The 24200-nt window shown below is 73.4% G+C and carries 23 protein-coding genes; 15 read left to right on the forward strand and 8 right to left on the reverse strand.

Features of this window, described 5'->3' with window-relative positions; translation table 11 throughout:
* Positions 1-154 precede the first annotated feature (154 nt).
* On the forward strand, positions 155-3814 hold the full coding sequence (locus ACN263_RS06020) for a SpoIIE family protein phosphatase (protein ID WP_422738828.1): 3660 nt from the start codon (positions 155-157) through the stop codon (positions 3812-3814).
* Positions 3815-3826: 12 nt separating this feature from the next.
* Here ACN263_RS06020 and ACN263_RS06025 read toward each other — a convergent pair whose 3' ends face one another.
* Entirely contained in the window at positions 3827-4141 is a 315-nt protein-coding gene (locus ACN263_RS06025) for an STAS domain-containing protein (protein WP_422738829.1), read from the reverse strand.
* 95 nt (positions 4142-4236) lie between these two features.
* Here ACN263_RS06025 and map point away from each other — a divergent pair, with 95 nt between their 5' ends.
* Positions 4237-5094, forward strand: a complete 858-nt coding sequence (gene map / locus ACN263_RS06030; protein WP_422738830.1) for a type I methionyl aminopeptidase — start codon at positions 4237-4239, stop codon at positions 5092-5094.
* Positions 5091-5804: a VIT1/CCC1 transporter family protein gene (locus tag ACN263_RS06035; RefSeq protein WP_422738831.1), complete on the forward strand. Its 714-nt coding sequence runs from the start codon at positions 5091-5093 to the stop codon at positions 5802-5804. Before map ends, ACN263_RS06035 begins: the two co-directional genes overlap by 4 nt.
* Before the next feature lie 7 nt (positions 5805-5811).
* On the opposite strand, the gene ACN263_RS06040 is transcribed toward ACN263_RS06035, so the two are convergent.
* From ACN263_RS06040 to ACN263_RS06070, 7 genes are all read right to left on the reverse strand, one after another.
* Positions 5812-6522 carry a nucleotidyltransferase domain-containing protein gene (locus tag ACN263_RS06040; protein ID WP_422738832.1) on the reverse strand — a complete coding sequence of 237 codons (711 nt, stop codon included), beginning with the start codon at positions 6520-6522 and terminating at the stop codon, positions 5812-5814.
* Between the two features lie 34 nt (positions 6523-6556).
* Positions 6557-7057 carry a nitroreductase/quinone reductase family protein gene (locus tag ACN263_RS06045; RefSeq protein ID WP_422738833.1) on the reverse strand — a complete coding sequence of 167 codons (501 nt, stop codon included), beginning with the start codon at positions 7055-7057 and terminating at the stop codon, positions 6557-6559.
* 73 nt (positions 7058-7130) lie between these two features.
* Positions 7131-9893 (reverse strand): FtsX-like permease family protein, encoded by a 2763-nt coding sequence (locus tag ACN263_RS06050; protein ID WP_422738834.1) that lies wholly within the window; start codon positions 9891-9893, stop codon positions 7131-7133.
* 11 nt (positions 9894-9904) lie between these two features.
* Complete coding sequence (locus ACN263_RS06055; RefSeq protein WP_422738835.1) at positions 9905-10639, reverse strand: ABC transporter ATP-binding protein; 735 nt, start codon at positions 10637-10639, stop codon at positions 9905-9907.
* Positions 10636-11238: a PadR family transcriptional regulator gene (locus tag ACN263_RS06060; protein WP_422738836.1), complete on the reverse strand. Its 603-nt coding sequence runs from the start codon at positions 11236-11238 to the stop codon at positions 10636-10638. Before ACN263_RS06060 ends, ACN263_RS06055 begins: the two co-directional genes overlap by 4 nt.
* Before the next feature lie 52 nt (positions 11239-11290).
* Positions 11291-11728, reverse strand: a complete 438-nt coding sequence (locus ACN263_RS06065) for a ferritin-like domain-containing protein (protein WP_422738837.1) — start codon at positions 11726-11728, stop codon at positions 11291-11293.
* Entirely contained in the window at positions 11725-12252 is a 528-nt protein-coding gene (locus ACN263_RS06070; RefSeq protein ID WP_422738838.1) for a hypothetical protein, read from the reverse strand. The genes ACN263_RS06065 and ACN263_RS06070 overlap by 4 nt, the downstream gene beginning before the upstream one ends.
* 153 nt (positions 12253-12405) lie before the next feature.
* Here ACN263_RS06070 and rimP point away from each other — a divergent pair, with 153 nt between their 5' ends.
* From rimP to ACN263_RS06130, 12 genes are all read left to right on the forward strand, one after another.
* The gene (rimP, locus tag ACN263_RS06075) at positions 12406-13104 is read left to right on the forward strand and encodes a ribosome maturation factor RimP (RefSeq protein ID WP_422738839.1); all 699 of its coding nucleotides are present in this window, start codon (positions 12406-12408) and stop codon (positions 13102-13104) included.
* Positions 13101-14144 carry a transcription termination factor NusA gene (gene nusA / locus ACN263_RS06080; RefSeq protein WP_422738840.1) on the forward strand — a complete coding sequence of 348 codons (1044 nt, stop codon included), beginning with the start codon at positions 13101-13103 and terminating at the stop codon, positions 14142-14144. The genes rimP and nusA overlap by 4 nt, the downstream gene beginning before the upstream one ends.
* A gap of 16 nt (positions 14145-14160) precedes the next feature.
* Positions 14161-14493 (forward strand): YlxR family protein, encoded by a 333-nt coding sequence (locus ACN263_RS06085; RefSeq protein WP_234584282.1) that lies wholly within the window; start codon positions 14161-14163, stop codon positions 14491-14493.
* Between the two features lie 93 nt (positions 14494-14586).
* Positions 14587-17595, forward strand: coding sequence for a translation initiation factor IF-2 (infB, locus tag ACN263_RS06090; RefSeq protein WP_422738841.1), 3009 nt, complete (start codon positions 14587-14589; stop codon positions 17593-17595).
* A 90-nt stretch (positions 17596-17685) separates the two neighbouring features.
* Positions 17686-17982, forward strand: coding sequence for a DUF503 domain-containing protein (locus ACN263_RS06095; RefSeq protein WP_039905658.1), 297 nt, complete (start codon positions 17686-17688; stop codon positions 17980-17982).
* Between the two features lie 128 nt (positions 17983-18110).
* A complete protein-coding gene (gene rbfA, locus ACN263_RS06100) occupies positions 18111-18602 on the forward strand; it encodes a 30S ribosome-binding factor RbfA (protein ID WP_422738842.1) in 492 nt (163 codons plus the stop codon).
* Positions 18599-19657 (forward strand): DHH family phosphoesterase, encoded by a 1059-nt coding sequence (locus tag ACN263_RS06105; RefSeq protein WP_422738843.1) that lies wholly within the window; start codon positions 18599-18601, stop codon positions 19655-19657. Before rbfA ends, ACN263_RS06105 begins: the two co-directional genes overlap by 4 nt.
* Positions 19658-19770: 113 nt before the next feature.
* On the forward strand, positions 19771-20178 hold the full coding sequence (locus tag ACN263_RS06110) for a hypothetical protein (protein ID WP_355051646.1): 408 nt from the start codon (positions 19771-19773) through the stop codon (positions 20176-20178).
* Positions 20178-20387 (forward strand): DUF6186 family protein, encoded by a 210-nt coding sequence (locus ACN263_RS06115; protein WP_422740609.1) that lies wholly within the window; start codon positions 20178-20180, stop codon positions 20385-20387. The genes ACN263_RS06110 and ACN263_RS06115 overlap by 1 nt, the downstream gene beginning before the upstream one ends.
* A 540-nt stretch (positions 20388-20927) precedes the next feature.
* Entirely contained in the window at positions 20928-22250 is a 1323-nt protein-coding gene (locus ACN263_RS06120) for an MATE family efflux transporter (RefSeq protein ID WP_422738844.1), read from the forward strand.
* Positions 22251-22281: 31 nt separating this feature from the next.
* Positions 22282-23166 (forward strand): tRNA pseudouridine(55) synthase TruB, encoded by an 885-nt coding sequence (truB, locus tag ACN263_RS06125; protein WP_422738845.1) that lies wholly within the window; start codon positions 22282-22284, stop codon positions 23164-23166.
* Between the two features lie 76 nt (positions 23167-23242).
* Positions 23243-24172: a bifunctional riboflavin kinase/FAD synthetase gene (locus ACN263_RS06130; protein WP_422738847.1), complete on the forward strand. Its 930-nt coding sequence runs from the start codon at positions 23243-23245 to the stop codon at positions 24170-24172.
* Positions 24173-24200: the final 28 nt, after the last annotated feature.

A 24200-nucleotide genomic window follows, 5' to 3' on the forward strand; every position in this document is an offset into this window, starting at 1 on the left:
CCGTCCCGCGCTGTCGGGTCGCCGACGACCGGAGCGCCGGTAACCAGCGTCCACGGGACGTCATGCGTTACGTTGCTGGTCCGCCGGGGTACAAGTCGGAGCACGGCGCTTGAAGATCAACGGCTGCGGGGTACGGCCGAGGCGGGGAGGCTGCATGAGCTCGGCCCAGGGGGGCGCGGACGCGGGGCGTCCGTTCGCGGACGGCCAGGCGATCCCTCCACTGTTGGCCGCCGCCTTCGCGAACGGCGGTGAGCTGGGCGAACGCCTCCACGCCTTCGACTGGTCCACCGCCCCCCTGGGCGGGCCGTCGAGCTGGCCTGCCGCGCTGGCCAGCGCCGTCAGCATGATGCTCTCGTCCAGCGCGCAGATCGTCATGTTCTGGGGCGACGACCAGCTCGCCTTCTACAACGACGCGTACCGGCCGACCATCGGCAGCAAGCACCCGCACGTGCTCGGCCAACCGGCCCGGCACCACTGGGCCGAGACGTGGGACGTCCTCGGCCCGCTGCTCGACGGCGTCCGCCGGACCGGGCTGTCCTACCGTGGCGCGGATCACCCGTTCCTGCTGGACCGTTCCGGTTTCGTCGAGCAGACCTACTTCGACGTCTCGTACGACCCCATCCGGGACGTCGACGGTTCGGTCAGCGGCGTCTACTGCATCGTCAACGAGACCACCGGCCGGGTGGTCGGTGAACGTCGCCTGCGGGCGTTGTCCGAGCTGGGCGCCGAGCTGGCCGACGTGAACAGCGCCGCCGAGCTGGGCCGGACCGCCGCCGACGTGCTCGGCCGACACTCCGCCGATGTGCCGTTCGCGCTGGTCTACCTGGCCGACGACACCGGTGAGTTCCGGCTCACCGGTACCAGCGGCGTCGACCCGGCGTCGGTCGGCGTCACGCCTGCGTCGTTCGCCGAGTTGGTCGCCGAGGGCGCCTCCGCGACCGTGCAGGTGCGCGACCTCGTCACGCAGCGTCCGGCCGACGCCGCCGACACGGCGCTGGTGCTGCCCGTGCAGGCGACCAACGAGACGGTCGGCGCGCTGGTCGTCGGGGTGGCCCGGCGGCTGCCGCTCGGCGACGAGTACCGGGACTTCCTCGACCTGGTGGCCGCGCAGATCTCCCGCGCGGTCGGCACCCAGCGGGCGTACGAGCAGGAGCGTGCCCGGGCCGCCGAACTGGCCGCGCTGGACCGCGCGAAGACCAACTTCTTCGCCAACGTCAGCCACGAGTTCCGGACCCCGTTGACGCTGGTGCTCGGCCCGCTGGAGGACATGCTGGCCGATCCGGAGCTGCCCGCCGCCTACACCGACCGACTCGTCGTGATGCACCGCAACGCGCTGCGGCTGCTCAAGCTGGTCAACACCGTGCTCGACTTCTCCCGGCTGGAATCCGGCCGGCTCTCGGCCCGCTACCAGCCCACCGACCTGGCCGGCTACACCGCCCGGTTGGCCAGCACCTTCCGCTCGGCCACCGAGCGCGCCGGCCTGCGACTGGTCGTGGACTGCCCGCCGCTGCCCGCGCCGGTCTTCGTCGACCGGGACATGTGGGAGAAGATCGTCCTCAACCTGGTGTCGAACGCCGTGAAGTTCACCTTCGACGGCGAGATCCGGGTACGGGTCCGCGCCGACGGCGGCGTCGCCCGGCTGGACGTCGTCGACACCGGCGTCGGGATCGTCCCGGACGAGATGCCGCACGTCTTCGAGCGGTTCCACCGGGTGCCCGGGGCGCGTGCCCGTACCCACGAGGGCACCGGCATCGGGCTGGCGCTGGTCCGCGAGCTGGTCGAGATGCACGGCGGTACGGTCGGACTGACCAGCCGGGTCGAGGAGGGCAGCACCTTCACGGTGACCGTCCCGTTCGGGTCGGAACACCTGCCCGCCGACCGGGTGGCCGCCTTCGCGCCGCTGCCGACGGGCGAGCCCGAGCAGGCCCGGCTCTTCGTGGCCGAGACCGCCCTCTGGGCCGTCGAGGACGCCACCGGACCGGCCGACCAGCAGCCGACCCGACCCGCCCCGAGCGGCCGGATCCTGGTCGTCGACGACAACGCCGACCTGCGTGAGCACGTCACCCGGTTGCTGTCGCCCACCTGGGAGGTGGTGACCGCCACCGACGGTCTGGCGGCCCTGACCCTGGCCCGTGCGGGTGGGTTCGACCTGGTGCTCAGTGACGTGATGATGCCGCGGCTGGACGGGTTCGGACTGGTCGGCGCGCTGCGCGCGGACCCCCGTACCCGTGATGTGCCGATCGTGCTGCTCTCCGCCCGCGCCGGCGCCGCGGAGGAGGTCGCCGGCCTCAGCGTCGGCGCCGACGACTACCTGACCAAGCCGTTCTCCGGGCAGGAGCTGATCGCCCGGGTCCGGGCCAACGTCGAGCTGGGCCAGCTCCGCGGCCAGATCATCCGGCGGCTGCGGGCGCTGGCCGACGCGGCGGTGGCGGTCAACACCGCCCGGTCCACCGGCGATGTGCTCCAGGTCGCCGCCCGGCACGCGCTCAGCCTCGCCGAGGCGGCCCGGGTCGTGATCAGCGCCGCCGGCACCCGGTTCGAGGCCGACGGCGGCGGCGACACCGCCGCCGATCCGAGCTTCGTGGCCCCACTGACCGGGACCAGCAGTCAGCAGCTCGGTGAGCTGCGGGTCTGGCGGGCCGCCGACGACGACCCGCAGGCCGACGAGGCCGCGCTCACCCAGCTGGCCCGGCTGGTCGGCGTCCGACTGGAGAACGCCCAGCTCTACGAGGCCGAACACCACATCGCCACCACGTTGCAGCACAGTCTGCTGCCGAGGTCGCTGCCCCAACTGCCCGGCGCGGTCGTCGCGAGCCGCTACCTGCCGGGCAGCGCCGACGTCGAGGTCGGGGGAGACTGGTACGACGCGCTCGCGCTGGACGGCGACAACCTGATGCTGGTCATCGGCGACGTGGTCGGCAAGGGCGTCCAGGCCGCCGCGGCGATGGGCCAGCTCCGCAACGCGCTGCGGGCGTACCTGCTGGAGGGCTTCGACCCGGGCGAGTCGCTGACCCGGCTCAACCGCCTGGTCGGGTCCACCGCGGAGTCGTCCTTCGCGACGGTGGTCTGCCTGCTGTTCAACCCTCGTTCCGGTCGCCTGCGCTATGCCAGCGCCGGCCACCCGTCCCCCCTGCTGATCCGAGGAGACGACGTGGCGTTCCTGCACGACCGTGCGCTCGGTCCGCCGGTCGGCGCCATCCCGGGCGCCACCTACCGGACCGTCGAGGGTGAGCTGTCCGCGGGCAGTCGACTGCTCCTCTACACCGACGGGCTGATCGAGGACCGTCACCTCGGCATCGACGCCGCGCTGGCCCAGCTGCGGGTCGACGCCGCCGCCCCGGGCGAGCACGTGGCGGATCTCGTCGACGCGGTGGTCGAGCGGGTCACCGGGCGGCCGCGCCGCGACGACGTGGCGGTGCTCGCCGTGGAGGCGGCGGAGCTGAACCGGTTCGCGCTGCGGCTGCCGGCCGACCCGACCCGGCTGAGCGTGCTCCGCAAGCGCCTGGAGGACTTCCTCGTCGCGCACAACGTCGGCGAGACGGACCTGTTCGACCTGACCGTGGCGGTCTCGGAGGCCGCCGCGAACGCCATCGAACACCCCGTCCACCCCGCCGAGGCGGTGATCAGCGTGGAGGTGGCCATCGAGGACCGGACCGTGATCGCCACCGTGCGGGACACCGGGCAGTGGCGGGAGTCCACCGACTCCGGCTTCCGGGGACGCGGACTGTCGCTGATCAAGGCGCTGGGTGACCTGATGGTGCGGCGTACCGACGAGGGCACCGAGGTGACGCTGCGCCGGCGGTTGCAGAGCTGACGGCGCGGGGCCTCAGACCGGGTCGAGCCAGTCCTGGTCGCCCAGGCCGGAGATCTCCAGCACCCGGCGTACCTGCCGGGACGGCAGCACGGTCAGCGTGCCGGAGAACTGTTGGGCGAGCCGGACCACCGCGTGGATGGCCGCCGAGTCGAAGAAGGTCACCGACCGCAGGTCGAGGGTGAGCCGGCTGGCGGGCTCACGCAGGGCGGTCTGCACCATCGTGTCGGCCGTGGCCATGTCGACCTCGCCATTCACCACCACGTGGAGGTGCTCTCCGTCGATCTCCGCGCGGGCGGAGAAGACGGGTGACGTGCCCCCTTGATCCACGCAGACACGATGGCACAGCGGACCTGGCAGGGCAACAACCGGACCCGACCGGCCGTGGCACAGGTCACCGGCTCCCGCGGCGATAGGCTTGGCGCATGACCGTCCGTGCGCCGCTGACCCCAGGCACGCTCTCCCCGATGCGACCGGTGCCCGCTCACATTCCCCGCCCGGAGTACGTGGGTAAGAAGGCCCCGCAGCCGTGGCGCGGCTCGCACGTCCAGACGCCGGAGACCATCGAGAAGATGCGGATCGCCAGCCGGCTGGCCGCCCAGGCGACGCAGCTCGCCGGCGAGCACTGCAAGCCCGGCGTCACCACCGACGAGATCGACCGGGTGGTGCACGAGTTCCTCTGCGACCACGACGCGTACCCGTCCACGCTCGGCTACCGGGGCTACCCCAAGTCCTGCTGCACCAGCCTCAACGAGGTCATCTGCCACGGCATCCCGGACTCCACGGTGCTGACCGACGGCGACATCATCAACGTCGACGTGACCGCGTACATCGGTGGTGTGCACGGGGACACGGATGCCACCTTCTGCGTCGGCGAGGTCAGCGAGGAGGTCCGGCTCCTCGTCGAGCGCACCCACGAGGCGATGATGCGCGGCATTCGCGCGGTCGCCCCCGGTCGCCAGATCAACGTGGTGGGGCGGGTCATCGAGTCGTACGCCAAGCGGTTCGGCTACGGCGTGGTCCGCGACTTCACCGGCCACGGGATCGGCGAGACCTTCCACAGCGGTCTCTACGTGCCGCACTACGACAGCCCTCGGCCGACGGACGTCATGGAGCCGGGGATGACCTTCACCATCGAGCCGATGATCACCCTCGGCACCTACCAGTACGACATGTGGGACGACGGGTGGACCGTGGTCACCAAGGACCGCAGGTGGACCGCCCAGTTCGAGCACACCATCGTCGTCACCGACGACGGCCACGAGATCCTGACCCTGCCGTGACCGACACCCCCGCCGCGCTGCGCGAGGCGCACCACGCGGACGTCTCCGGCGGCTGGCTGCGTCCGGCCGTCTTCGGCGCGATGGACGGCCTGGTCACCAACATCGCCCTCATCGCCGGTGTCGGCGGCGGTGGCGTGTCGCCGCACAACATCGTGCTGACCGGCACCGCCGGCCTGGTGGCCGGCGCGATCTCGATGGGCCTGGGCGAGTACACCAGCGTGCGCTCGGCCAACGAGCAGGTCGCCGCCGAGGTCGCCAAGGAGCGGCGCGAGCTGGAACGGCACCCCGAGGCGGAGGCCCGCGAACTGGCCGACGCCTGGGTGGCCCGGGGCCTGCCCCGTGACCTCGCCATGCAGGTCGCCGAGGCGGTACGGCGCAATCCGGAGGAGGCGCTGCGGGTGCACGTCCGCGAGGAGTTGGGCGTCGACCCCGACGACCAGCCGAGCCCGTGGGCGGCGGCGATCTCCTCGTTCGTCTTCTTCTCGGTGGGGGCGCTGATCCCCCTGCTGCCGTACCTGCTGGGGGCCACCGCGCTCTGGCTGGCGCTCGCCGTCGGCGGGCTCGGACTGTTCGTCGCCGGCGCGGTGGTGGCCCGGTTCACCAACCGACCCTGGTGGACCAGCGGTCTGCGTCAACTCGTGCTGGGCGCCGCGGCGGCCGGGGCCACCTACCTGATCGGCTCGCTGATCGGGGTGCAGGGCGGGCTGTGACGCCCGGTCAACCGCCGAGCAGATCGTCGATCGTGCCGTCGACCGGGCGGCCCCGCGCCGCCAACTCCTCGGCCTGTCGGGTCAGCACCGCGCCGACCTCGGTCATGTCCGCCCCGGCCAGACCCGTACGCCGCACCGCGTCACCCGGATCGCGGAAGTAGGTGCGGCCCAGCAGGCCGGTCACCGTCGCCGCGGCCAACCGCGCCTCACCGAGCATCAGCAGCGCCTGGTCGGTCTCGTACCACTCGGCCAACCGGGCCGCCCGCGCGTGCGCGGCGCTGCCCCGGTACCAGGCCTGCCGCGCCGCCGTGCTGAACTCCGCCGGCCGAGCCCGGGCGAGTCGACCGAGGTGCTCGTCCCGTAACGTCCGCAGCCAGCCCGTCGGGTCGAACAACGACCGGGTGGTGACGTACCGGTCGGCCGTCAACGGCCACAACGGGGAGAGCAACCGGGCCTGCCCGAGATAGTCGTCGGCGCCGGCCACGGTCAGGTCGACCAGCACCCCGTCCACCCGCCGGGTCGCCGGCGGCGGGCCGCTCCCCGGCCGGTAGGTGACCACCAGCATCCCCACCTCGCCGTCCCCGCCACCGTCGTCGTCGCCGTGCGCCAGGGGACCGTGGACGGCGATCGCCAGCACGTCGGCCGGGAACCGCCGCTGGATCGCCTCGGCGACCCGCTCCGCCACCGACCACCGCCGGTCGCCACCCACCGCGCTCACGGGTCACACCTCCCCTTCGGGGGTTGGCGTCAGCCTAGCCAGCCGACGGTGGACCGGCCGGCCCGCCGCGCCCGGTCGGTACCAGCCGGAAGATGCGGATCTCGCGGCCGCCGGCCCGCTCCACGTAGGTGCGGTACGCCGGCCACTGGGCGACGAGCAGGTCCCACAGGCGCTCCCGCTCGGTCCCGGACGCCAGGTCGGCGCGCACCGGAAGCCGGCGACCCTTCACGTCCACCTCGGCGGCCGGGTCGGCGAGCAGGTTCATGGCCCAACCGGGCTGGTGGGTCTGCCCCCAGTTGGACCCGATCACCACGTACGCGTCGCCGTCCGGCACGTAGAGCAGCGGGTTGCTGCGCGGTTTGCCGGACCGGCGGCCGGTCGTGGTGATCACCAGGGACGGCAGCAGACCGAGCGCGACCACCCGTCCCCGGGTGAGCCGGCCGACGATCCGGTCGGCGGGTACCAGCAGGCGGGCGGCGGCGCCGAACCAGCGGTGGTGGCCGAGTCGACGGGTGAGGGTGGCGAGCGCTGACACGCGGATCAGTCTGCCGGTCGTCCCGCCCCGGCGGCACCCCCGGACGGTCCGTTTCGGGCGCGCGGTGGCGACCTCAGTCCAGGCGACGTTCGATCGGCAGCCGGGCCCGGGTGAACAGACCCGCGCCGAGCATCGCCACCACCGGCACCAGCACCAGGACGCCCAGCGCCGGCCACGGCACCAGGTACGGATACGGCTCGCGCGCCGGCCAGGCCGTGGCGTACTCCCGGTTGGCGGAGAACAGCACGAGCGCCGCGGTGCCGAGACCGGCCACGATGCCGAGCACCGAACCGAGACCCGCGATCACCCCGGCCTGACAGATCGCCAGCAACCGGCGTACGGCGGGGGCCGCACCGACCGCCGCGAGCGTGGACAGTTCGGCGCGGCCCTCGGCGGCGGCGAGCGCCGTGGCGATCCCGGCCGCGCCCACCGTGATCACTCCGGCCGCCGCCGCGAGGAGCAGCAGCAGCGGCGAGTCGTCGCGGGGGGCGGCGCCCTGTTCCACCTGGAGGGAGAAACCTCCGAAGGCCCGCAGGTCGGCGGTGAACCGGTCCAGACGGCGCTGGCTGGGTGGCGCCGCCGTGTCGATCACCCACCCGGTCGGCACCGGAGTCAGGGCGAGCTGTCGGGCCGCCGTCGCGGACAGCAGAAGACGAGGCTGGCCGATCGCCGACGCCAGCGCGTACCCGGGCAGGTCGCGTCGGGTGGTCCGCGGCTCGTCCTGCCCGACGCGGTACTCGTCCACCTGCACGGTCACCAGGCCGTCGTGCAGGTAGCGCGGATCGGTGACCACCACGCCCCCGGCGCGCAGCACGGCGGTGGCGGCGGCGGTCGTCGCCGGATCGGCGCCGGTGAGGATCGGCAGCGCGGTGCCGTCGTCCACAAGGGTCTGCACGTAGCTGCCGAAGTACTCCGTGGGGCGCTCGCGGCAACGTGGGTCGGCCAGCGCCTGCCGACGCTGCGCCGCCGACAGGTCGTCCCCGGGCAGGAAGGGGCACACGCGGTCCGGCAGCGGTTCGGGTACCACCGAGCAGTAGTCGATCGACGGGCACGCCGCCGTCTGCACCAGGGCGACGGCGTCGGCACCCAACTGCGCTCGTGCGGCGTCGCTGACCTGGGCCAACGTCGGTGCCGGTCGGTGCTCCCGGTCGTCCTGGAAGACCTGGACATGACCGGTGGGCAGGGTCGGCTGGTAGGCGCGGGCGTCGCGGACGGCGTCGCTGGCCAGGTACCCGCCGAGGGCGACGCTGCTGGCCACCGCCGCCATCACGGCACAGATGGCCGGCGTCGCGGCGGCCCGGTTCCGGCTGGCGTCGCGCAACGCGATCCGGGGTGCCAGCGGCAGCACCCGGCCCAGTCGGGCGAGCGCGCCGATCAGGGTGGGCGTGCAGCAGACCAGGCCCAGCTCGCCGAGAATCAGGCCGGCCAGGATCACCGCCGGCGACGCCCGGGTGGCCCCGAAGGCCGCGAGCGCCGCCCCGCCGATGACCAGCGCCAACCCGATGCTGAGGGCGCGGACCCGGGGCGGCGGCGGGGTTCGTCGACCGGCGAGCCCGGCCATGACGTCCTGCCGGGCCGCCGTCCAGGCCGGCGCCAGCGCGGCCAGCACCCCGGCCAGCACCGCCACCCCGCCGAGCACGACCAGGGCCAGCGGCCAGCAGCGGTACCCGCCGAAGCGGGCGCCGAACACGTACTGCTCCATGACGGGACGGCCGGCGAACGCCGCGCCGACCCCGAGCAGCAGGCCGGCCGCCGCGCCCAGCACACCGAGCACGACCCCGTCGGCGAGCACCACCCGACGCAGGTGGGCCGCGTCCCCGCCGGCCACCGCGACCAGCGCCAGGTCCCGGCGTCGACGGCGTACCCCGACCGCGAACGCCGGCCCGACCAGGAGCACCACCTCCAGCAACCCCAGCCCGGCGATCAGCACCCCGGTGCTCAGCTCGGTGGGGTCGGCGGGGCGGACGGAGCCGATGAAGCTCCGGGGCGACAGCGCCGCGGCCGGCAGGTGCCGACGTGTGACCACCACGCCGTGGTCGTTGAGCCGGGCGACCATGGCCGCGTCGACGCCGCCGGGCACGTCGACCAGCCACCGGCTGTCCGGCTGCGGGTCGGCCCGGCCGACCGCCGCCGGGTGCAGCGCCACCACCGGGCCGAGGTCGTCGGGGAACTCGACCACACCGACCACCGTGTACGTCCGGGCCCCGTCGGCGGTGGGCACCGCCTCGCCGAGGCGTAGGTCGAGGCGGCGAAGCGCGGTCGGGCTGACCGCGACCTCCCCGGGCTGCCGCGGTGCCCGGCCGGAGCGGAACCGCACCAGACCACGGGCCAGCGGATCGGTGAGGTCGAGGATCCGGCTCTGCAGGGTCTCGTCGCCGTGCGGGCCCCGCACCGTCACCGGGTTCCCGAGGCGTACCTCGGTGGCACGGCTGCCGGGGCCCAGCAGCGCCACCACCTCGTCGGCGGTGGCCGGACGCCCGCCCGCCGACTGGCCCTCGTCACGGGGGTACCAGCTGTCACCCCAGTCGTCCTGGACGACCGGGGTGTCCGCGAACCATCGCAGCTCCGCGTCGGCGACGCCGAGCCGGCGGTCGAGTTGTTCCTGCGGCGTCAGCTCGGCCATGTCGTAGCTCACGGCCAGGAAGGCCAGCACCAGCACCGGAAGCGCGATCATCGCGAGTACCAGGGCGGTACGTCGCCGCGCCCGCCGGGACTCCCGGCGGGCGATCCGCAGCGCCGCCCGCCACGAGCCGGTCAGCTCGGCGAACCGTCGCCGGTGGACGGCGGCGGGCGGTGTCGGGGGTCCGACGTCGACCCGCGCGGGCGTCCTCGGCAACCGACGCAGGGTCAACGGTCGCTGCCGGAGAGCAGTTGCTCGACGCTGCCCAGCGGCGCGGTCGTGTCGACAAGCACGCCGTCGCGCAGGAACACCACCCGGTCGGCCCAGCCGGCGTGCCGCGCCTCGTGGGTGACCAGGATGCCGGCGGCGCCCGCGTCGACCCGGCGGCGCAGCAGGTGCAGCACCGCCTCGCCGGTCTGCGAGTCGAGCGCCCCGGTGGGTTCGTCGGCGAGCACCAGCCGTCGCTCGCCGACCAACGCACGGGCGATGGCCACCCGCTGCTGCTGGCCACCGGAGAGTTGGTCGGGGAAACGATCACCCAGCGCCGGCAGGCCCACCTCGGTCAGCGCCGCCAGAGCAGCCGCCCGGGCCCGCCGACCGCCGACGCCGTCGAGTTCCAGCGGGAGCGCAACGTTCTCCAGCGCGCTCAGGCTGCCCAGCAGGTTGAGGTGCTGGAAGATGTAGCCGATGCGGCGTCGGCGCAGTTGCGCCAGCCCACGGCGGTCCAGCGCGCCGAGCGGCTGCCCCTGGACCCGGACGTCGCCCCGGGTCGGCCGGTCGAGCCCGCCGGCGAGGGCCAGCAGCGTCGACTTCCCGGAACCGGACGGACCCATCACGGCGACCAACTCGCCCGGCCGGACGACGAGGCTGACCCCGCGCAGCGCGTGCACCGCCGCCGGGCCGGTCCCGTGGGTGCGATGGACGGCGCGTAGTTCGAGCACCGCGTCGTCCGAGTCGCTCACCGTCGCGCCTCCTGGTCGGCCCACCGGGCCGCGTCGGACACCTCAGCGGCGGTCGGCCGGGGCGGCTGTGGCGGCGGACCGCCGGGCTGGTGCCGGACCAGGCTGCTCTCGCAGTGGTCCAGCCAGCGCACCTCGGCCTCGGCCTGGAACACCATCGAGTCCAGGACCAACCGCCACGGCAGGTCCTCCGGTCGGTCGCTGCCGTACTTCAACCGGGTCAACTCCTGCAGCGCGCGCATCGTCGCGCTGCGCTGGGCCTGCACCACCGAGCGGACGTCCACCCCGGGGGTGGTGAGCGCCAGGGCCAGCTTGATCGCCAGCTCGTCGCGGGGCCGGTCGGTACGGCTGATCGGGGTGGCGAACCAGAGCGCGAGGTCCGCCCGGCCGGCGTCGGTGATCTCGTACGGGCGCTGCCCGGCCTCGCTCTCCGGCAGCGGGCGCACCAGACCGTCCCGTTCCAGCCGGGCCAGCGTGGTGTAGACCTGCCCGATGTTCAGCGGCCAGGTCGAGCCGGTCGACTCCTCGAATGCGGCGCGCAGCTGGTAGCCGTACATCTGGCCGCGCTCGAGGAGGGCGAGCAGCCCGTGACGGATGGACATGGCAACGGAGTATGCATACCTGGTATGGGCTCCGCAACCGGGGCGGATCGGTTCAGGTCGGGCGGCCGGGAAATGCGACAGTCGGTGGGGTCACCCCGGCGACCTTGCGCCACCGGGTGGCCCGTACGGCGTACTCGACCAGAGCGGCCAGCGCCTGGTCCCGGTCGGCGCCCGTGGTGGACGCCAGCGCGGCCCGCCAGTGCGCTGCGGTGCGCTCCTCCACCTCGATGGCCAGCCGCAGGGCGCTCGCCCGGTTGGTGACCGGGAACGGCAGCGCGTAACCGGCCAGGCCCGCCGGCACGGTGCCCCCCTGAGTGCTCAACTGCACCACCACCGTGTCGCGTCGGCGTCGGTGCGCGGCCTCCGCCTGGTGGGCGGCATCGCGGGCCGCGCCGGTGAGCCGGACGCCGATTCGCCCGTACGCGTAGATGGCCGCGTACTCGGCGGTGAGCGCGGCGGCGAGGGCCTCCTCGGCGGTGGGCTGCTTCACTTCAGTGCCTCCTGGTGGGTGGCCCGCGCCGCGGCGATCGATCCGAGCAGCGCGGCCCGGGCGGCGGGCGCGGCGGCGCACGCCGCGGTGGCGGACTGCTGGGCGGCCTTCTCCCGTGCGCGCAGGGCGGCGAGCGCGCCCGCCGGCTCGGCGGCGGCGGTGGCGCTCGGATCGACGGCCGGCGCGGACGGCAGGGTGATGCCGACGACCCGGGCGAGTTCGGTGGCGTGCGCGGTGTGCGTCTCGGCGATGGGGTTGAGCCGCTCGGCCAGGTCCGGGTGGGCGGCTGCGCTGGCCCGGTACGCCGCGGCGAGGCTCAGTGACTCGTCCACCATCGACCGCAGCGGGTCCGGCGGCGGCGCCGGCTCGTCGTCACGGTCGAAAAGATCACAGCCGGTCAGCGGCGCGGTCGCGCCGCCGAGCGCCAGGAGGGCTCCGGCCCGCAGGAGCTTTCGCCGAGAATGTCCGAATACTTGGTCGCGCTGAGTCGTTCTGCCGATCCCCACCGGGCAAGTCAACACCATCGGGGCGGGTCCGGGGGTCACCGGCGTCGGTGCGCCGCCCGGTCCACCGCCCGGCAGTCGCGTTACGCTCTGCGCAGCCACCGGCGCGTCCGCTCCGGTGGCGTGCCGGCATGGCGGGACGACGTCCCTCATCGACCAGGGAAAGGTGCGTACATGACGCAGCGTGGCCGTGCCACCAGGTCGACGGGTCGACCCCGCGACGACGCGGGTCCCCGCGGTCCGCGCGGCGGCGGTGATCTCGCGGCCCGGCGTACCCGGTTGCGGACCGTGATCGAGCCGGTGGTCAACGGCGTGGGTTACGACCTGGAGGACCTGTCGGTCTCCCGGGCCGGCCGCCGGCACGTGGTGCGGGTGATCGTGGACGCGGACGGCGGGATCGACCTGGACGCCGTAGCGGACGTCTCCCGGGCGGTCTCGAAGGCGCTGGACGCGGCCGAGGAGGCCGACGGCGACATCGTCGCCGGGGAGTACCAGCTCGAGGTCAGCTCGCCCGGTGTGGACCGGCCGCTCACCCTGCCCCGGCACTGGCGACGCAACGTGGGCCGACTGGTCAAGGTCACCGTCCGGGGCGCCGCGGCGCTGCCCGGTCAGCGGGGCGAGCAGCCCGCCGGGGACCGCCAGGTGACCGGCCGGGTGCTCGGGGCCGACGACGAGGGTGTCCGGCTGGAGACCGACGGCGGCGCGGCGCAGTGGGCGTACGCCCAGCTGGGCCCGGGCCGGGTGCAGGTCGAGTTCACCCGCCTCGCCGAGCTGGGCGAGCCGGACGAGTTCGACGACGCGGACGAGACCGACGAGTACGACGATGCAGACGACATCGACGACGATGATGATGTGGAGGACGAGGAGAGGTGAACATCGACCTCGCGGCGCTGCGCGCACTCGAGCGCGAGCGGGAGATCCCGTTCGACACGATCCTCGCGGCGATCGAGACCGCGTTGCTGACCGCCTACCGGCACACCGACGGCGCCGAGCCGCACGCCCGGGTGGAGATCGACCGCAAGTCCGGCGCGGCCCTGGTGTACGCGCAGGAGATGGACGCCGACGGCTCGCTGGTGCGGGAGTGGGACGACACCCCGCACGACTTCGGCCGGATCGCCGCCATGACCGCCAAGCAGGTGATCCTGCAGCGCCTGCGGGAGGCCACCGACGAGGTGCACTTCGGCGAGTACGTGGGCCGCGAGGGTGACCTGATCACCGGTGTGGTGCAGGCGCACGAGACGCGTATCGAGAAGGGCATCGTCAGCGTCGACCTGGGCAAGCTGGAGGGTGTCCTGCCGCAGTCCGAGCAGGTGCCCGGCGAGCGGTACGCGCACGGCGAGCGCATCCGGTGCGTGGTGGTGCACGTGGCCAAGGGCATGCGCGGGCCGCAGATCACCCTGTCCCGCTCGCACCCGGGGCTGGTCAAGAAGCTGTTCGCGCTGGAGGTGCCGGAGATCGCCGACGGCACCGTCGAGATCGGCGCGATCGCCCGTGAGGCAGGTCACCGTACGAAGATCGCCGTCCGCTCCACCACCCCGGGCGTGAACGCCAAGGGCGCCTGCATCGGCCCGATGGGTCAGCGGGTGCGGGCGGTGATGAGCGAGCTGCACGGCGAGAAGATCGACATCATCGACTGGTCGGACGACCCGGCCACCTTCGTCGGGAACGCGTTGTCGCCGGCCAAGGCGCTGCGGGTCGAGGTGGTGGACCTTGCCGGACGGGCCGCCCGGGTGACCGTCCCGGATTTCCAGCTCTCGCTCGCCATCGGCCGCGAGGGGCAGAATGCCCGCCTTGCCGCCCGGTTGACCGGTTGGCGGATCGACATCCGGTCCGACGCGGAGCAGACCGCCCCGGCGGCGCGGGGGGCAGCGGATCACGTGCCGGAGCCGGGCGGCGCGATCTCGGGCAGCTAGGGGTAGACTTCTTCCAGTGGTACGACGCGCGCAGCCGGAGCGCACCTGTGTGGGCTGCCGGAAACGTGCGCCGGCCAGCGAATTGCTGCGGGTCGTCGCGATTGGGGACGAGGCTGGTCACAGCCTCCGGCCTGATCCGCGCCGCAGGCTGCCGGGTCGGGGAGCGAACATGCACCCGGATCCGGCCTGCTTCGCGCTGGCGGTGCGGCGCCGCGCCTTCGGGCGAGCGCTGCGCATCACCGAGGTCCTCGACCACGGTGTGCTGGCAGAGCACGTCGATGCGCCAACCACTACGTCCGGTCAGCCCGACCGGGCGAGGGTCGCTAGCAGGGTAGGACGACCGACATGAGCACACGATGAAGTCCCTGAAATGACCAGGCTTCAAGTGCACGAGTGAGGTCGCTGCGGGTGCTGCCCGCACGACCTCGGAGTGAGGAGTGCAGTGGCAGGCAAGGCCCGCGTACACGAGCTTGCAAAAGAGCTCGGGGTCGAGAGTAAGACCGTTCTCGCCAAGCTCAAGGAGATGGGCGAGTTCGTCAAGTCCGCGTCCAGCACGGTCGAGGCGCCCGTCGCCCGACGGCTGAGGAACGCATTCGTCGCGTCCGCCGGTGCTCCGGCGCCGGCCGCCCCGTCGGCGCCCGCGCCGACGCCGGCTTCGACGCCGACCCCGACGCCGTCCCCGACCCCGGGCGCGCCCCGGGTCTCGGCCAAGCCGATGCCGCCTCGGCGGCCGGCCGCGCCGGTGCCCGGTCCGAAGCCCAAGGGTCCGGTGCCCGGTGCGCCGCAGTCGGCGGCCCCGGTCGCCAAGCCGGCGAGTGCCCACGACATCGAGGTGGCGGCCGCGGAGGCGCGTGCCGCCGCGCTGAAGGCTGAGCAGGAGGCCGCGGTCAAGGCCGCGCAGGCCGCCCGCCAGCAGCAGCGGGAGAACCCCGTCCGCCGGGAGCCCCCGGCCGACGGCAACCGGCCCGGTCCTCGGCCGGGTCCCGCGGCGATGCCGCCCCGTCCCGGTTCGCCGGCCGCTCGACCGAGCGCGCCGACCCCGGGTCCGGGTGCCCGGCCGGGCGGTCGCCCGCCGGCGCGCGGCGCCGGCAACAACCCGTTCGGCATCCAGGGCGGTCAGCAGCAGCAGCGGCCCCCGGCCGCCGGCGCGGGTGGCCCCCGGCCGAACAGCCCGGCGGGCATGCCGCCGCGGCCGAGCCCGAACTCCATGCCGCCGCGGCCGAGCCCGGCGTCCATGCCGAGTCAGCGTCCGGCCGCCGGTCGTCCCGGCCCCGGTGGCGCGGGTCGCCCCGGTGGCGGCGCGGGTCGTCCCGGTGGCGGTGGCGGCGGCTTCCGTGGCGGTCCCGGTGGTGGCGGCGGCGGTTACCGCGGCGGCCCCGGTGGCGGCGGCGGTGCCGGTGGTGGCGGTGGCTACCGTGGCGGTCCCGGCGGCGGTGGCGGTGCTCCCGGTGGCGGTTTCCGTCCGGGTGGTCCGGCCGGCGGCGGCGGTCGTCCGGGTGCGGGTGGTCGTGGTCGTGGCGGCGGCGCCGCGGGTGCCTTCGGGCGTCCGGGTGGTCGGCCGACGCGTGGCCGCAAGTCCAAGAAGCAGCGCAGACAGGAGTTCGACAACCTGTCGGCTCCGACCATGAGCTCGGGTGCGCCCCGGGGTCAGGGTCAGGTCGTCCGGCTCTCCCGTGGCGCCTCGCTGTCGGACTTCGCCGACAAGATCAACGCCAACCCGGGTTCGCTGGTCCAGGAGATGTTCAACCTGGGCGAGATGGTCACCGCGACCCAGTCCTGCTCCGACGACACCCTGCAGCTGCTGGGTGAGCACCTGGGCTTCGACATCCAGATCGTCAGCCCGGAGGACGAGGACCGCGAGCTGCTCGCGCAGTTCAACATCGACCTCGACGCCGAGGTGGCCGAGGAGCGCCTGGTCAGCCGTGCGCCGGTGGTGACCGTCATGGGTCACGTCGACCACGGTAAGACCAAGCTGCTCGACGCCATCCGTAAGGCGAACGTGGTGGCCGGTGAGGCGGGTGGCATCACCCAGCACATCGGCGCGTACCAGGTGCACGTCCCGCACGAGGGCGAGGACCGCGCGGTCACCTTCATCGACACCCCGGGTCACGAGGCGTTCACCGCCATGCGTGCCCGTGGTGCCCAGGTGACGGACATCGTGATCCTCGTGGTCGCGGCCGACGACGGCGTCATGCCGCAGACCATCGAGGCGTTGAACCACGCCAAGGCGGCCGACGTGCCGATCGTGGTCGCGGTCAACAAGGTCGACAAGCCGGAGGCCAACCCGGACAAGGTCCGCCAGCAGCTGACCGAGTACGGCCTGGTCGCCGAGGAGTACGGCGGCGACACCATGTTCGTCAACGTGGCCGCGAAGCCGGGCATCGGTATCGAGGAACTGCTCGAGGCCGTCCTGCTCACCGCCGACGCGTCGCTGGAGCTGACCGCTCCGATCGACGGGCCGGCGCAGGGTGTGGCCATCGAGGCGCACCTGGACAAGGGTCGCGGTGCGGTGGCCACGGTGCTGGTGCAGAAGGGCACCCTGCGGGCGGGCGACTCGATCGTCGCCGGTGGGGCCCACGGCCGGGTCCGGGCCATGCTCGACGAGAACGGCAACCAGGTCTCCGAGGCCGGGCCCGCGCGTCCGGTCATGGTCCTGGGTCTGACCGCGCCGCCCGGCGCGGGTGACACGTTCCTCGCGGCGGCGGACGACCGCACGGTGCGGCAGATCGCCGAGCAGCGCCAGGCACGGCGGCGGGCGGCGGCATTCGCCAACTCCCGTGGTCGGGCCACCCTCGAGACGCTCATGGAGCAGCTCAAGGAGGGCGAGAAGACGTCGCTCAACCTCATCCTCAAGGGCGATGTCTCCGGTTCGGTGGAGGCCCTGGAGGACGCGCTGTTCAACCTCGATATTCCCGAGGAGGTTCAGCTCAAGGTCCTCGACCGGGGCGTCGGCGCGATCACCGAGAGCAACGTCATGCTCGCGAGCGCGTCGTCCGAGCCGGTCACGATCATCGGCTTCAACGTGCGGGCCTCGAACAAGGTCCGCGAGATGGCCGACCGCGAGGGCGTGGAGATCCGGTACTACACCGTCATCTACCAGGCCATCGAGGAGATCGAGGCAGCGCTCAAGGGCCTGCTCAAGCCGGAGTACGAGGAGGCCGAGCTGGGCACCGCGGAGATCCGCGACGTGTTCCGCTCGTCCAAGATCGGCAACATCTCCGGTTGCATCGTCCGGTCGGGCATCATCCGACGCAACGCGAAGGCTCGGCTGCTTCGGGACGGGACGGTCGTGGCGGACAATCTCACGATCACCTCGCTCAAGCGGTTCAAGGACGACGCCACCGAGGTCCGCGAGGGCTTCGAGTGCGGTCTGACCCTGGGTGGTTACAACAACGTCCAGGTCGGCGACGTCATCGAGACCTTCGAGATGCGGGAGAAGGTTCGCGCCTGATCCGGCAGTGACACGCTGATCAAGGGGTTTACGCCGGCCGGCGTAAACCCCTTGATCATGCGGGGTCAGTTGGCGGTATCGTCCGGGTCGATGTTTACCGGAACCGCGGTCTTCGACCTGCTGCTGCCGGGTGACTCCCGGTCGCTCAAAGCCAAGAGATCATATGTACGGCCGATCGTGGCGGCGCTGCGCCGCTTCGAGGTTTCGGCCGCCGAGGTGGGTGCGCTCGACCTGCACGGTCGGGCGGAGATAGCGGTGGCCGTGGTCGCCGCGGAGGCGGCGCATGTCCGCGAGGTGCTCGACTCCTGTGAGCACCTGGTGGCCGCCCGTCCCGAGGTCGAACTGCTGTCGGTGCGACGCCGGTTGTACGGCGTGGACGACGACTGACCCACGGGGCCGGCGGTGCCCGGCGACCGGCGCCGCCGCGAAGGTAGTGTTCGAGATGTTGGCCGGTCGGCCGGCGGCCTCCGGGCCCGTCGGGCCGGCCGGGAGCGGGACGCCGTGGAGGTGGCGAGATGTCTGATCCGGCCAAGGTACGCCGGCACGCGGAACGAGTGCGTGAGCTGGTTGCTTCGGTGGTGCGGAGCCAGATCAAGGACCCGCGCCTGGGCATGATCACCATCACCGACGCGCGGATCACCGCCGACCTGCGCGACGCGACGGTCTTCTACACGGTGCTGGGTGACGCGGTGGCCCAGGCGGACACCGCGGCGGCTCTGGAGAGCGCCAAGGGGCTGCTGCGCAGCACGGTCGGTAAGGCGCTCGGGCTGCGGCACTCGCCGACGCTGACGTTCGTCCTGGACGACGTGCAGGACCAGGTCAAGCACATCGACGACCTGCTCGCCGCCGCCCGCAACGCCGACGCGGAGGTGCAGCGGCTCGCCGCCCGGGCCGAGTACGCGGGCGACGCGCAGCCGTACCGGGTCGACGACGAGGCCGACGAGGACAGCGAGGACGCCGAGGACGCCGACGTCACGGAGAACCCCCGGGGTGGGGCGGCGCGGTGACGGGCGCTGCCGGTGCCCAACTCGCCGCGACGGTCGACGTCGGCCCGTCCGAGGCGGACTGGGCGGCGGCCGAGGCGCTGATCCGCGCCCTCCCGTCGACCGGCCGGGTGTTGCTGGTCTGCCACGTCAACCCGGACGGTGACGCGCTGGGCAGCATGCTCGGCTTCGGTCTGGGCCTGCGCCAGCTCGGCGTACACCGGTTGCAGGCGACCTTTCCCGGGCCACCGGAGGTGCCCGAGCCGTTCCGGGGCCTGCCCGGGATGGAGCTTCTGGTCCCGGCGAGCGACGCCGACCCGGCGCCGGACCTGGTGATCTGCTTCGACGCGGCCAGCGAGTCGCGACTCGGCGAGCTGGCGGACCGGTTGTCGACGGCCGGCGCCGCGCTGGTGCTCGACCACCACGCCTCGAACCCGGGCTTCGGCAAGGTCAACCTGGTCGACCCGGGGGCCGCCGCGACGTCGGTGGTCGCCGATCGGCTGTTGACCCGGCTGGGCGTGACGGTGGACCGGGCCATCGCCGAATGCCTGTACGTGGCGCTGACCACGGACACCGGCTCGTTCCGCTTCGAGGCGACCACCCCGGCCGTACATCAGTTGGCCGCCCGGCTGCTGGCCACCGGCATCTCGCCCGGTGACATCTCTCGGCGCGTCTTCGACACCCGACCCTTCGGCGCGGTGCGACTCTTCGGAGAGGTGCTCGGCCGGGCCCGGCTGGAGCCGGCCGCCGCCGACGGTCGAGGGCTGGTGTGGACCTTCGCGACCCTCGACGACCTGGCCCGCCACGACCAGCGGCCGTACGTGCTGGAGGCGCTCATCGACTCGGTGCGGTGCACCGCGGAGGCGGACGTGAGCTGCGTGTTGAAGCAGACCGCGCCCGCCGAGTGGGCCGTGTCGATGCGGAGCAAGGGCGCGGTGAACGTCAGCCGGGTGGCGGTCGCGCTGGGTGGGGGTGGCCACACGTTCGCGGCCGGGTTCACCGGACGGGGCAGTGCCGAGCAGGTGGTCGAGGCGATCCGCGGTGAGCTGGCCGGGGCGCTGATTCCCGCCGTCGGCTGACCTGTCGCGGTCCGCCCGTCGCGCCGGCATGGGTGGTCGGGTCGGCAAGATCAGGGTCAGCTCCGGGGAGTGTTGGCCTTCCCGCGCTGCGTGAGACCGGGAAGAATTGCGGGATGGAGCAGCCGCACGACCTCACCGTGGAGGCCCCCCGAGCCTGGGACCGGCCCGCCGTCTCCGTTCCGGTCCTGCTCTGCCTGTCCCTCGTCGGGGGCCGGTTCGCGTCGTTCTCCACCGAGGCGAATCTCTACACGCTGGGCACCGGCGGGGTGTTGATCTGGCTCGGTCTGAGCAACCGGGTGCCCCGACGTCCGGCGCCGCCCCGGCTGGGCGCGGGGGCGGCCTGGTGGGCGCTGCCGGTGGTGATCTTCGGTGTCTTCGAAGGCGCGACCTTCGTGCTCGCGGTGGGCGACGACTTTCCCACCTTCTCCCGGCTCGCCGACCCCCTGCTGGAAGATCATTTGACCCGATCGGTGGCGTGGTTCGCCTGGTTGGCCGCGTTCTGGGGACTGGTGCGGCGATGATGCGGGCGCTCGCGATCGGCGGCTTCGTGACCGCCCTCGTCCTCTTCGCCGGCATCGAGGTGCTGGCCCGCCGGGAGGGCTCCCGGATCCCGACGATGAGCGACATGTGCGCGTACGTGATGCGCTACGAGGTGGGGTCGGTGCCGGTGGGCAGGATCGGTCTGTTCGGCTTCTGGTGGTGGCTGGGGTGGCACTTTCTGGCCCGCTGAAGCGGGTTGCTGACCGTCCAAATGGCGGGAACCGTGGGCAGCATATGGACCTGAACGATAACTTGGGAAGCGGCCGGCACCGGGTTGTGGTGCAGGTCGTGGGTGGCGGTGCCACACCTCGCGCTGCCTCCCTCCAGGGTCGGATCGACCCGGGCTCTCGCTGCCCAGTCGGCTGCTCCGGTAACCCCGGACCGCCGTGGGGCGCGCAGCACGACCGCCCGTGAGGGCCGCCGCGCGCCGGTGGCTCGCACCCTGGAAGGAGCGCCACCATGGCGAACAAGCCCAAGCCCGAGACCACCGACGACGCCCGCGAGCAGGCCCGCCGCGCGCTGCAGACGTCGATGGACACCCGTCAGTAACCCCCTCCACCCCGTTCTGCCGATCTTGCACTTACTGCGGCGACAAGCCCGACCCGAAGCCGCATTTCGCCAGCACAAAGTGCAAGATCGACGAGAGTGGAAGCCGCTGCTCGCTCGGCGCGAGGGGTAAGCCCCTGACACGCTTGCCCTCCTTACCGCGCTCGTGTCACGATCGGCGGCGATGAGCCAGACCGCCACCGTCGACCGATCCGCCTCACCACGCCGGATCGCCAGCCTCGCGCTGCCGGCGCTCGTGGTGCTCGCCGCCGAACCGCTCTACGTGCTCGTCGACACGGCAGTGGTCGGGCACCTCGGTCGGGTGCCCCTCGCCGCGCTCGCCGTCGGCGGCACGGTGATGACGCTCACCGCCTGGCTCGGGACGGTCGTCGCGTACGGCACCACGGGGCGCTCGGCCCGTCGCTTCGGCGCCGGCGACCGGGCGGCGGCGGTGGCCGAGGGAGTGCAGTCGTCCTGGCTGGCGCTCGGCGTCGGACTGCTGGTGGCGATCGGCATGCAGATCGGCGGGGGCGCGTTGGCGCGTACCCTCGCCGGAGGTGGTGGCGACGTGGCCGACGCCGCCGCTGCGTGGCTGCGTGTCGCGGCGCTCGGCGCTCCCGGCCTGCTGCTCGCCGCGGCCGGCAACGGCTGGCTGCGCGGCGTGCAGGACACCCGCCGTCCGCTGTTCTTCGTGCTCGGCCCCAACCTGGTCTCCGCGCTGCTCTGCCCGCTGCTGGTCTATCCCGTCGGCCTGGGCCTGACCGGCTCGGCGGTCGCCAACGCGGTCGCGCAGACCCTCTCCGGCGTGCTCTTCGCCGGGGCACTGGTCGCCGAGCGGGTGTCGCTGCGGCCCCGGCCGCGTCTGATCCGCGACCAGCTGGTGCTCAGCCGGGACCTGTTGATCCGGGGCCTGGCGTTCCAGGCCAGCTTCCTCTCCGCGACGGCCGTCGCCGCCCGGTTCGGCGCCGCCGCCGTCGGCGCCCACCAGATCGCCCTGCAACTGTGGTTCTTCACGGCGCTGGTGCTCGACGCCCTCGCCATCGCCGCGCAGTCCCTGGTCGGTGCGGCCCTCGGGGCCGGCGACGCGGCGGGGGCCCGGGCGCTGGCCCGCCGGATCGGGCTGCTCGGCGGCCTCTGCGGCGTCGCCTTCGCCCTGGTCATCGCCGCCGGCGCGGGCGTCGTACCGTCCTGGTTCAGCTCCGACGGGCAGGTCCGTGAGCAGGCCGCGATCGCCTGGCCGTGGTTCGTCGCCATGCTGCCCCTGGCCGGGGTGGTGTTCGCCCTCGACGGCGTGTTGATCGGCGCCGGTGACGTCCGTTACCTGCGCAACCTCACCATCGTGGCGGCGCTCGGCGGCTTCCTGCCGGCCATCTGGTCGGCGTACGCGCTCAACCTGGGACTCGGTGGCATCTGGGCGGGCCTGACCCTGCTCGTGGTGATCCGGCTGGTCGGCCTGCTGCTGCGGATGCGCTCCGGCGGCTGGGCGGTGGTCGGGGCCGTCCGCTGACCGGTGCCCGCGTCTGGCAGGCTTGGGCGACGTGAGCACCGATGGTCTGATCGTGGTCGACAAGCCCGGCGGCATGACGTCGCACGACGTGGTGGCGCGGATCCGCCGGCTGGCGAAGACCCGCCGCGTCGGGCACGGCGGCACCCTCGACCCGATGGCCACCGGCGTGCTGGTGATCGGCGTCGGCCGGGCCACCCGGCTGCTGACCTACGTGATCGGGGCGGGCAAGAGCTACACCGGCACCATCCGCCTGGGTCAGGCCACCGTCACCGACGACGCCGAGGGTGACGTCATCGCCACCACTCCGGCCGGTCAGGTCACCGACGACGCGGTCCGCGCCGCGCTGACCGCGCTGACCGGCGAGGTCGACCAGGTGCCGAGCGCGGTCAGCGCCATCAAGATCGACGGGCAGCGGGCGTACAAGCGGGTACGCGACGGCGAGAGCGTCGACCTGCCCGCGCGTCGGGTCACCATCTCCCGGCTGGAGGTGCTGGCGATCCGCCGGGACGAGCCGGACGTGGTGGACGTGGACATCGACGTGACCTGCTCCTCGGGCACGTACATCCGGGCCATCGCGCGGGACGCCGGCCTGGCCCTGCGCGTCGGTGGGCACCTCACCGCGCTGCGCCGGACCGCGGTGGGTGGCTTCGCCCTCGCCGAGGCGGCCACCCTCGACCAGCTCGAGGAGCGCGCCCCGGAGGTGGTGAACCTGCCACTGGACGCGGCGGCCGACCGGTTCTTCCCCCGCCGAAACGCGTCCCCCGACGAGGCGAAGGTGCTCGGCCACGGCGGGCCGCTGGACCCGGCCGGCATCGCCGGGCCGTACGCCGTCTTCGGCCCCACCGGGGGGTTGATCGCTATCGTCAGCGAGCGGGACGGCCGGGCCCGCGCGGAGATCGTGCTCGCCCCGGCCTGACGGCGGGACGCAGGTCCGCCGGCACCCGGCCGGCGCAGTCGACCCGCCGACGGCGGGACAGCAGGGGAGGATTGGCATGCAGCGGTGGCGGGGGTACGACGCGGCGCCCGGCGGATGGGGGCGCTCGGTCGTCACCATCGGCGTCTTCGACGGCGTGCACAAGGGGCACCAGGCGACCATCGGGCACGCCGTGGCCCGCGCCCGGGAGTTGGGCGTGCAGTCGGTGGTGGTCACGTTCGACCCGCACCCGGCCGAGGTGGTGCGTCCCGGCTCACACCCCGCGATCCTCACCGAGCCGGGCCGCAAGGCCGAGTTGATCGAGGCCCTCGGCGTGGACGTGCTCTGCGTGGTGCCGTTCACCCCCGAGTTCTCCCGGCTGCCACCCGAGCAGTTCGCACACGACATCCTGGTCGAGCACCTGCACGCGTCGCTGGTGGTGGTCGGCGACAACTTCCGCTTCGGGCACCGCGCCGCCGGCGACGTGGCGCTGCTGGAGCGGCTGGGTCAGACCTTCGGCTTCGGGGTGGAGGGCAGCCCGCTGATCGCGGCGGACGGCACGGTCTTCTCCTCCACGTACATCCGCTCCTGCGTCGACGCGGGCGACGTGGGCACCGCGGCGGCAGCGCTGGGTCGCGCGCACCGGGTGGAGGGTGTGGTGGTCCGTGGTGACCAGCGCGGCCGGGTGCTCGGCTTCCCCACCGCGAACCTGCTCTGCCACCGGTACGCGGCGGTACCCGCCGACGGCGTGTACGCGGCCCGGATGATCCGTCGGGGCCAGCCCGAGCCGCTGATGGCCGCGGTCTCGGTCGGCACCAATCCCACCTTCTCCGGCCGGGAGCGGCGGGTCGAGGCGTACGCGCTGGACTTCTCCGGTGATCTCTACGGCGAGCGGCTGGCCCTGGACTTCGTGACGCACCTGCGCGGGCAGGTCCGGTACGACTCGATCGAGCCGCTGATCGCCCAGATCGAAGAGGACGTGGAGCGCACCCGGCGCGCGCTGAGCTGATCATTCACCGGGCCGCGCGGGCCCTTGG

Source organism: Micromonospora sp. WMMD729 (genome assembly GCF_049315225.1).
Lineage (GTDB): Bacteria > Actinomycetota > Actinomycetes > Mycobacteriales > Micromonosporaceae > Micromonospora.

What these genes read in the sequence shown, in the direction of transcription:
- ACN263_RS06115 (WP_422740609.1), top strand. Translation starts at nt 20,178, where the DNA reads ATGCGGGCGCTCGCGATCGGCGGCTTCGTGACCGCCCTCGTCCTCTTC.
- ACN263_RS06095 (WP_039905658.1), top strand. Translation starts at nt 17,686, where the DNA reads ATGTTTACCGGAACCGCGGTCTTCGACCTGCTGCTGCCGGGTGACTCC.
- rbfA (WP_422738842.1), top strand. Translation starts at nt 18,111, where the DNA reads ATGTCTGATCCGGCCAAGGTACGCCGGCACGCGGAACGAGTGCGTGAG.
- ACN263_RS06110 (WP_355051646.1), top strand. Translation starts at nt 19,771, where the DNA reads ATGGAGCAGCCGCACGACCTCACCGTGGAGGCCCCCCGAGCCTGGGAC.
- ACN263_RS06070 (WP_422738838.1), bottom strand. Translation starts at nt 12,252, where the DNA reads ATGGTGTTGACTTGCCCGGTGGGGATCGGCAGAACGACTCAGCGCGAC.
- ACN263_RS06060 (WP_422738836.1), bottom strand. Translation starts at nt 11,238, where the DNA reads ATGTCCATCCGTCACGGGCTGCTCGCCCTCCTCGAGCGCGGCCAGATG.
- map (WP_422738830.1), top strand. Translation starts at nt 4,237, where the DNA reads ATGACCGTCCGTGCGCCGCTGACCCCAGGCACGCTCTCCCCGATGCGA.
- ACN263_RS06130 (WP_422738847.1), top strand. Translation starts at nt 23,243, where the DNA reads ATGCAGCGGTGGCGGGGGTACGACGCGGCGCCCGGCGGATGGGGGCGC.
- ACN263_RS06020 (WP_422738828.1), top strand. Translation starts at nt 155, where the DNA reads ATGAGCTCGGCCCAGGGGGGCGCGGACGCGGGGCGTCCGTTCGCGGAC.
- rimP (WP_422738839.1), top strand. Translation starts at nt 12,406, where the DNA reads ATGACGCAGCGTGGCCGTGCCACCAGGTCGACGGGTCGACCCCGCGAC.
- ACN263_RS06120 (WP_422738844.1), top strand. Translation starts at nt 20,928, where the DNA reads ATGAGCCAGACCGCCACCGTCGACCGATCCGCCTCACCACGCCGGATC.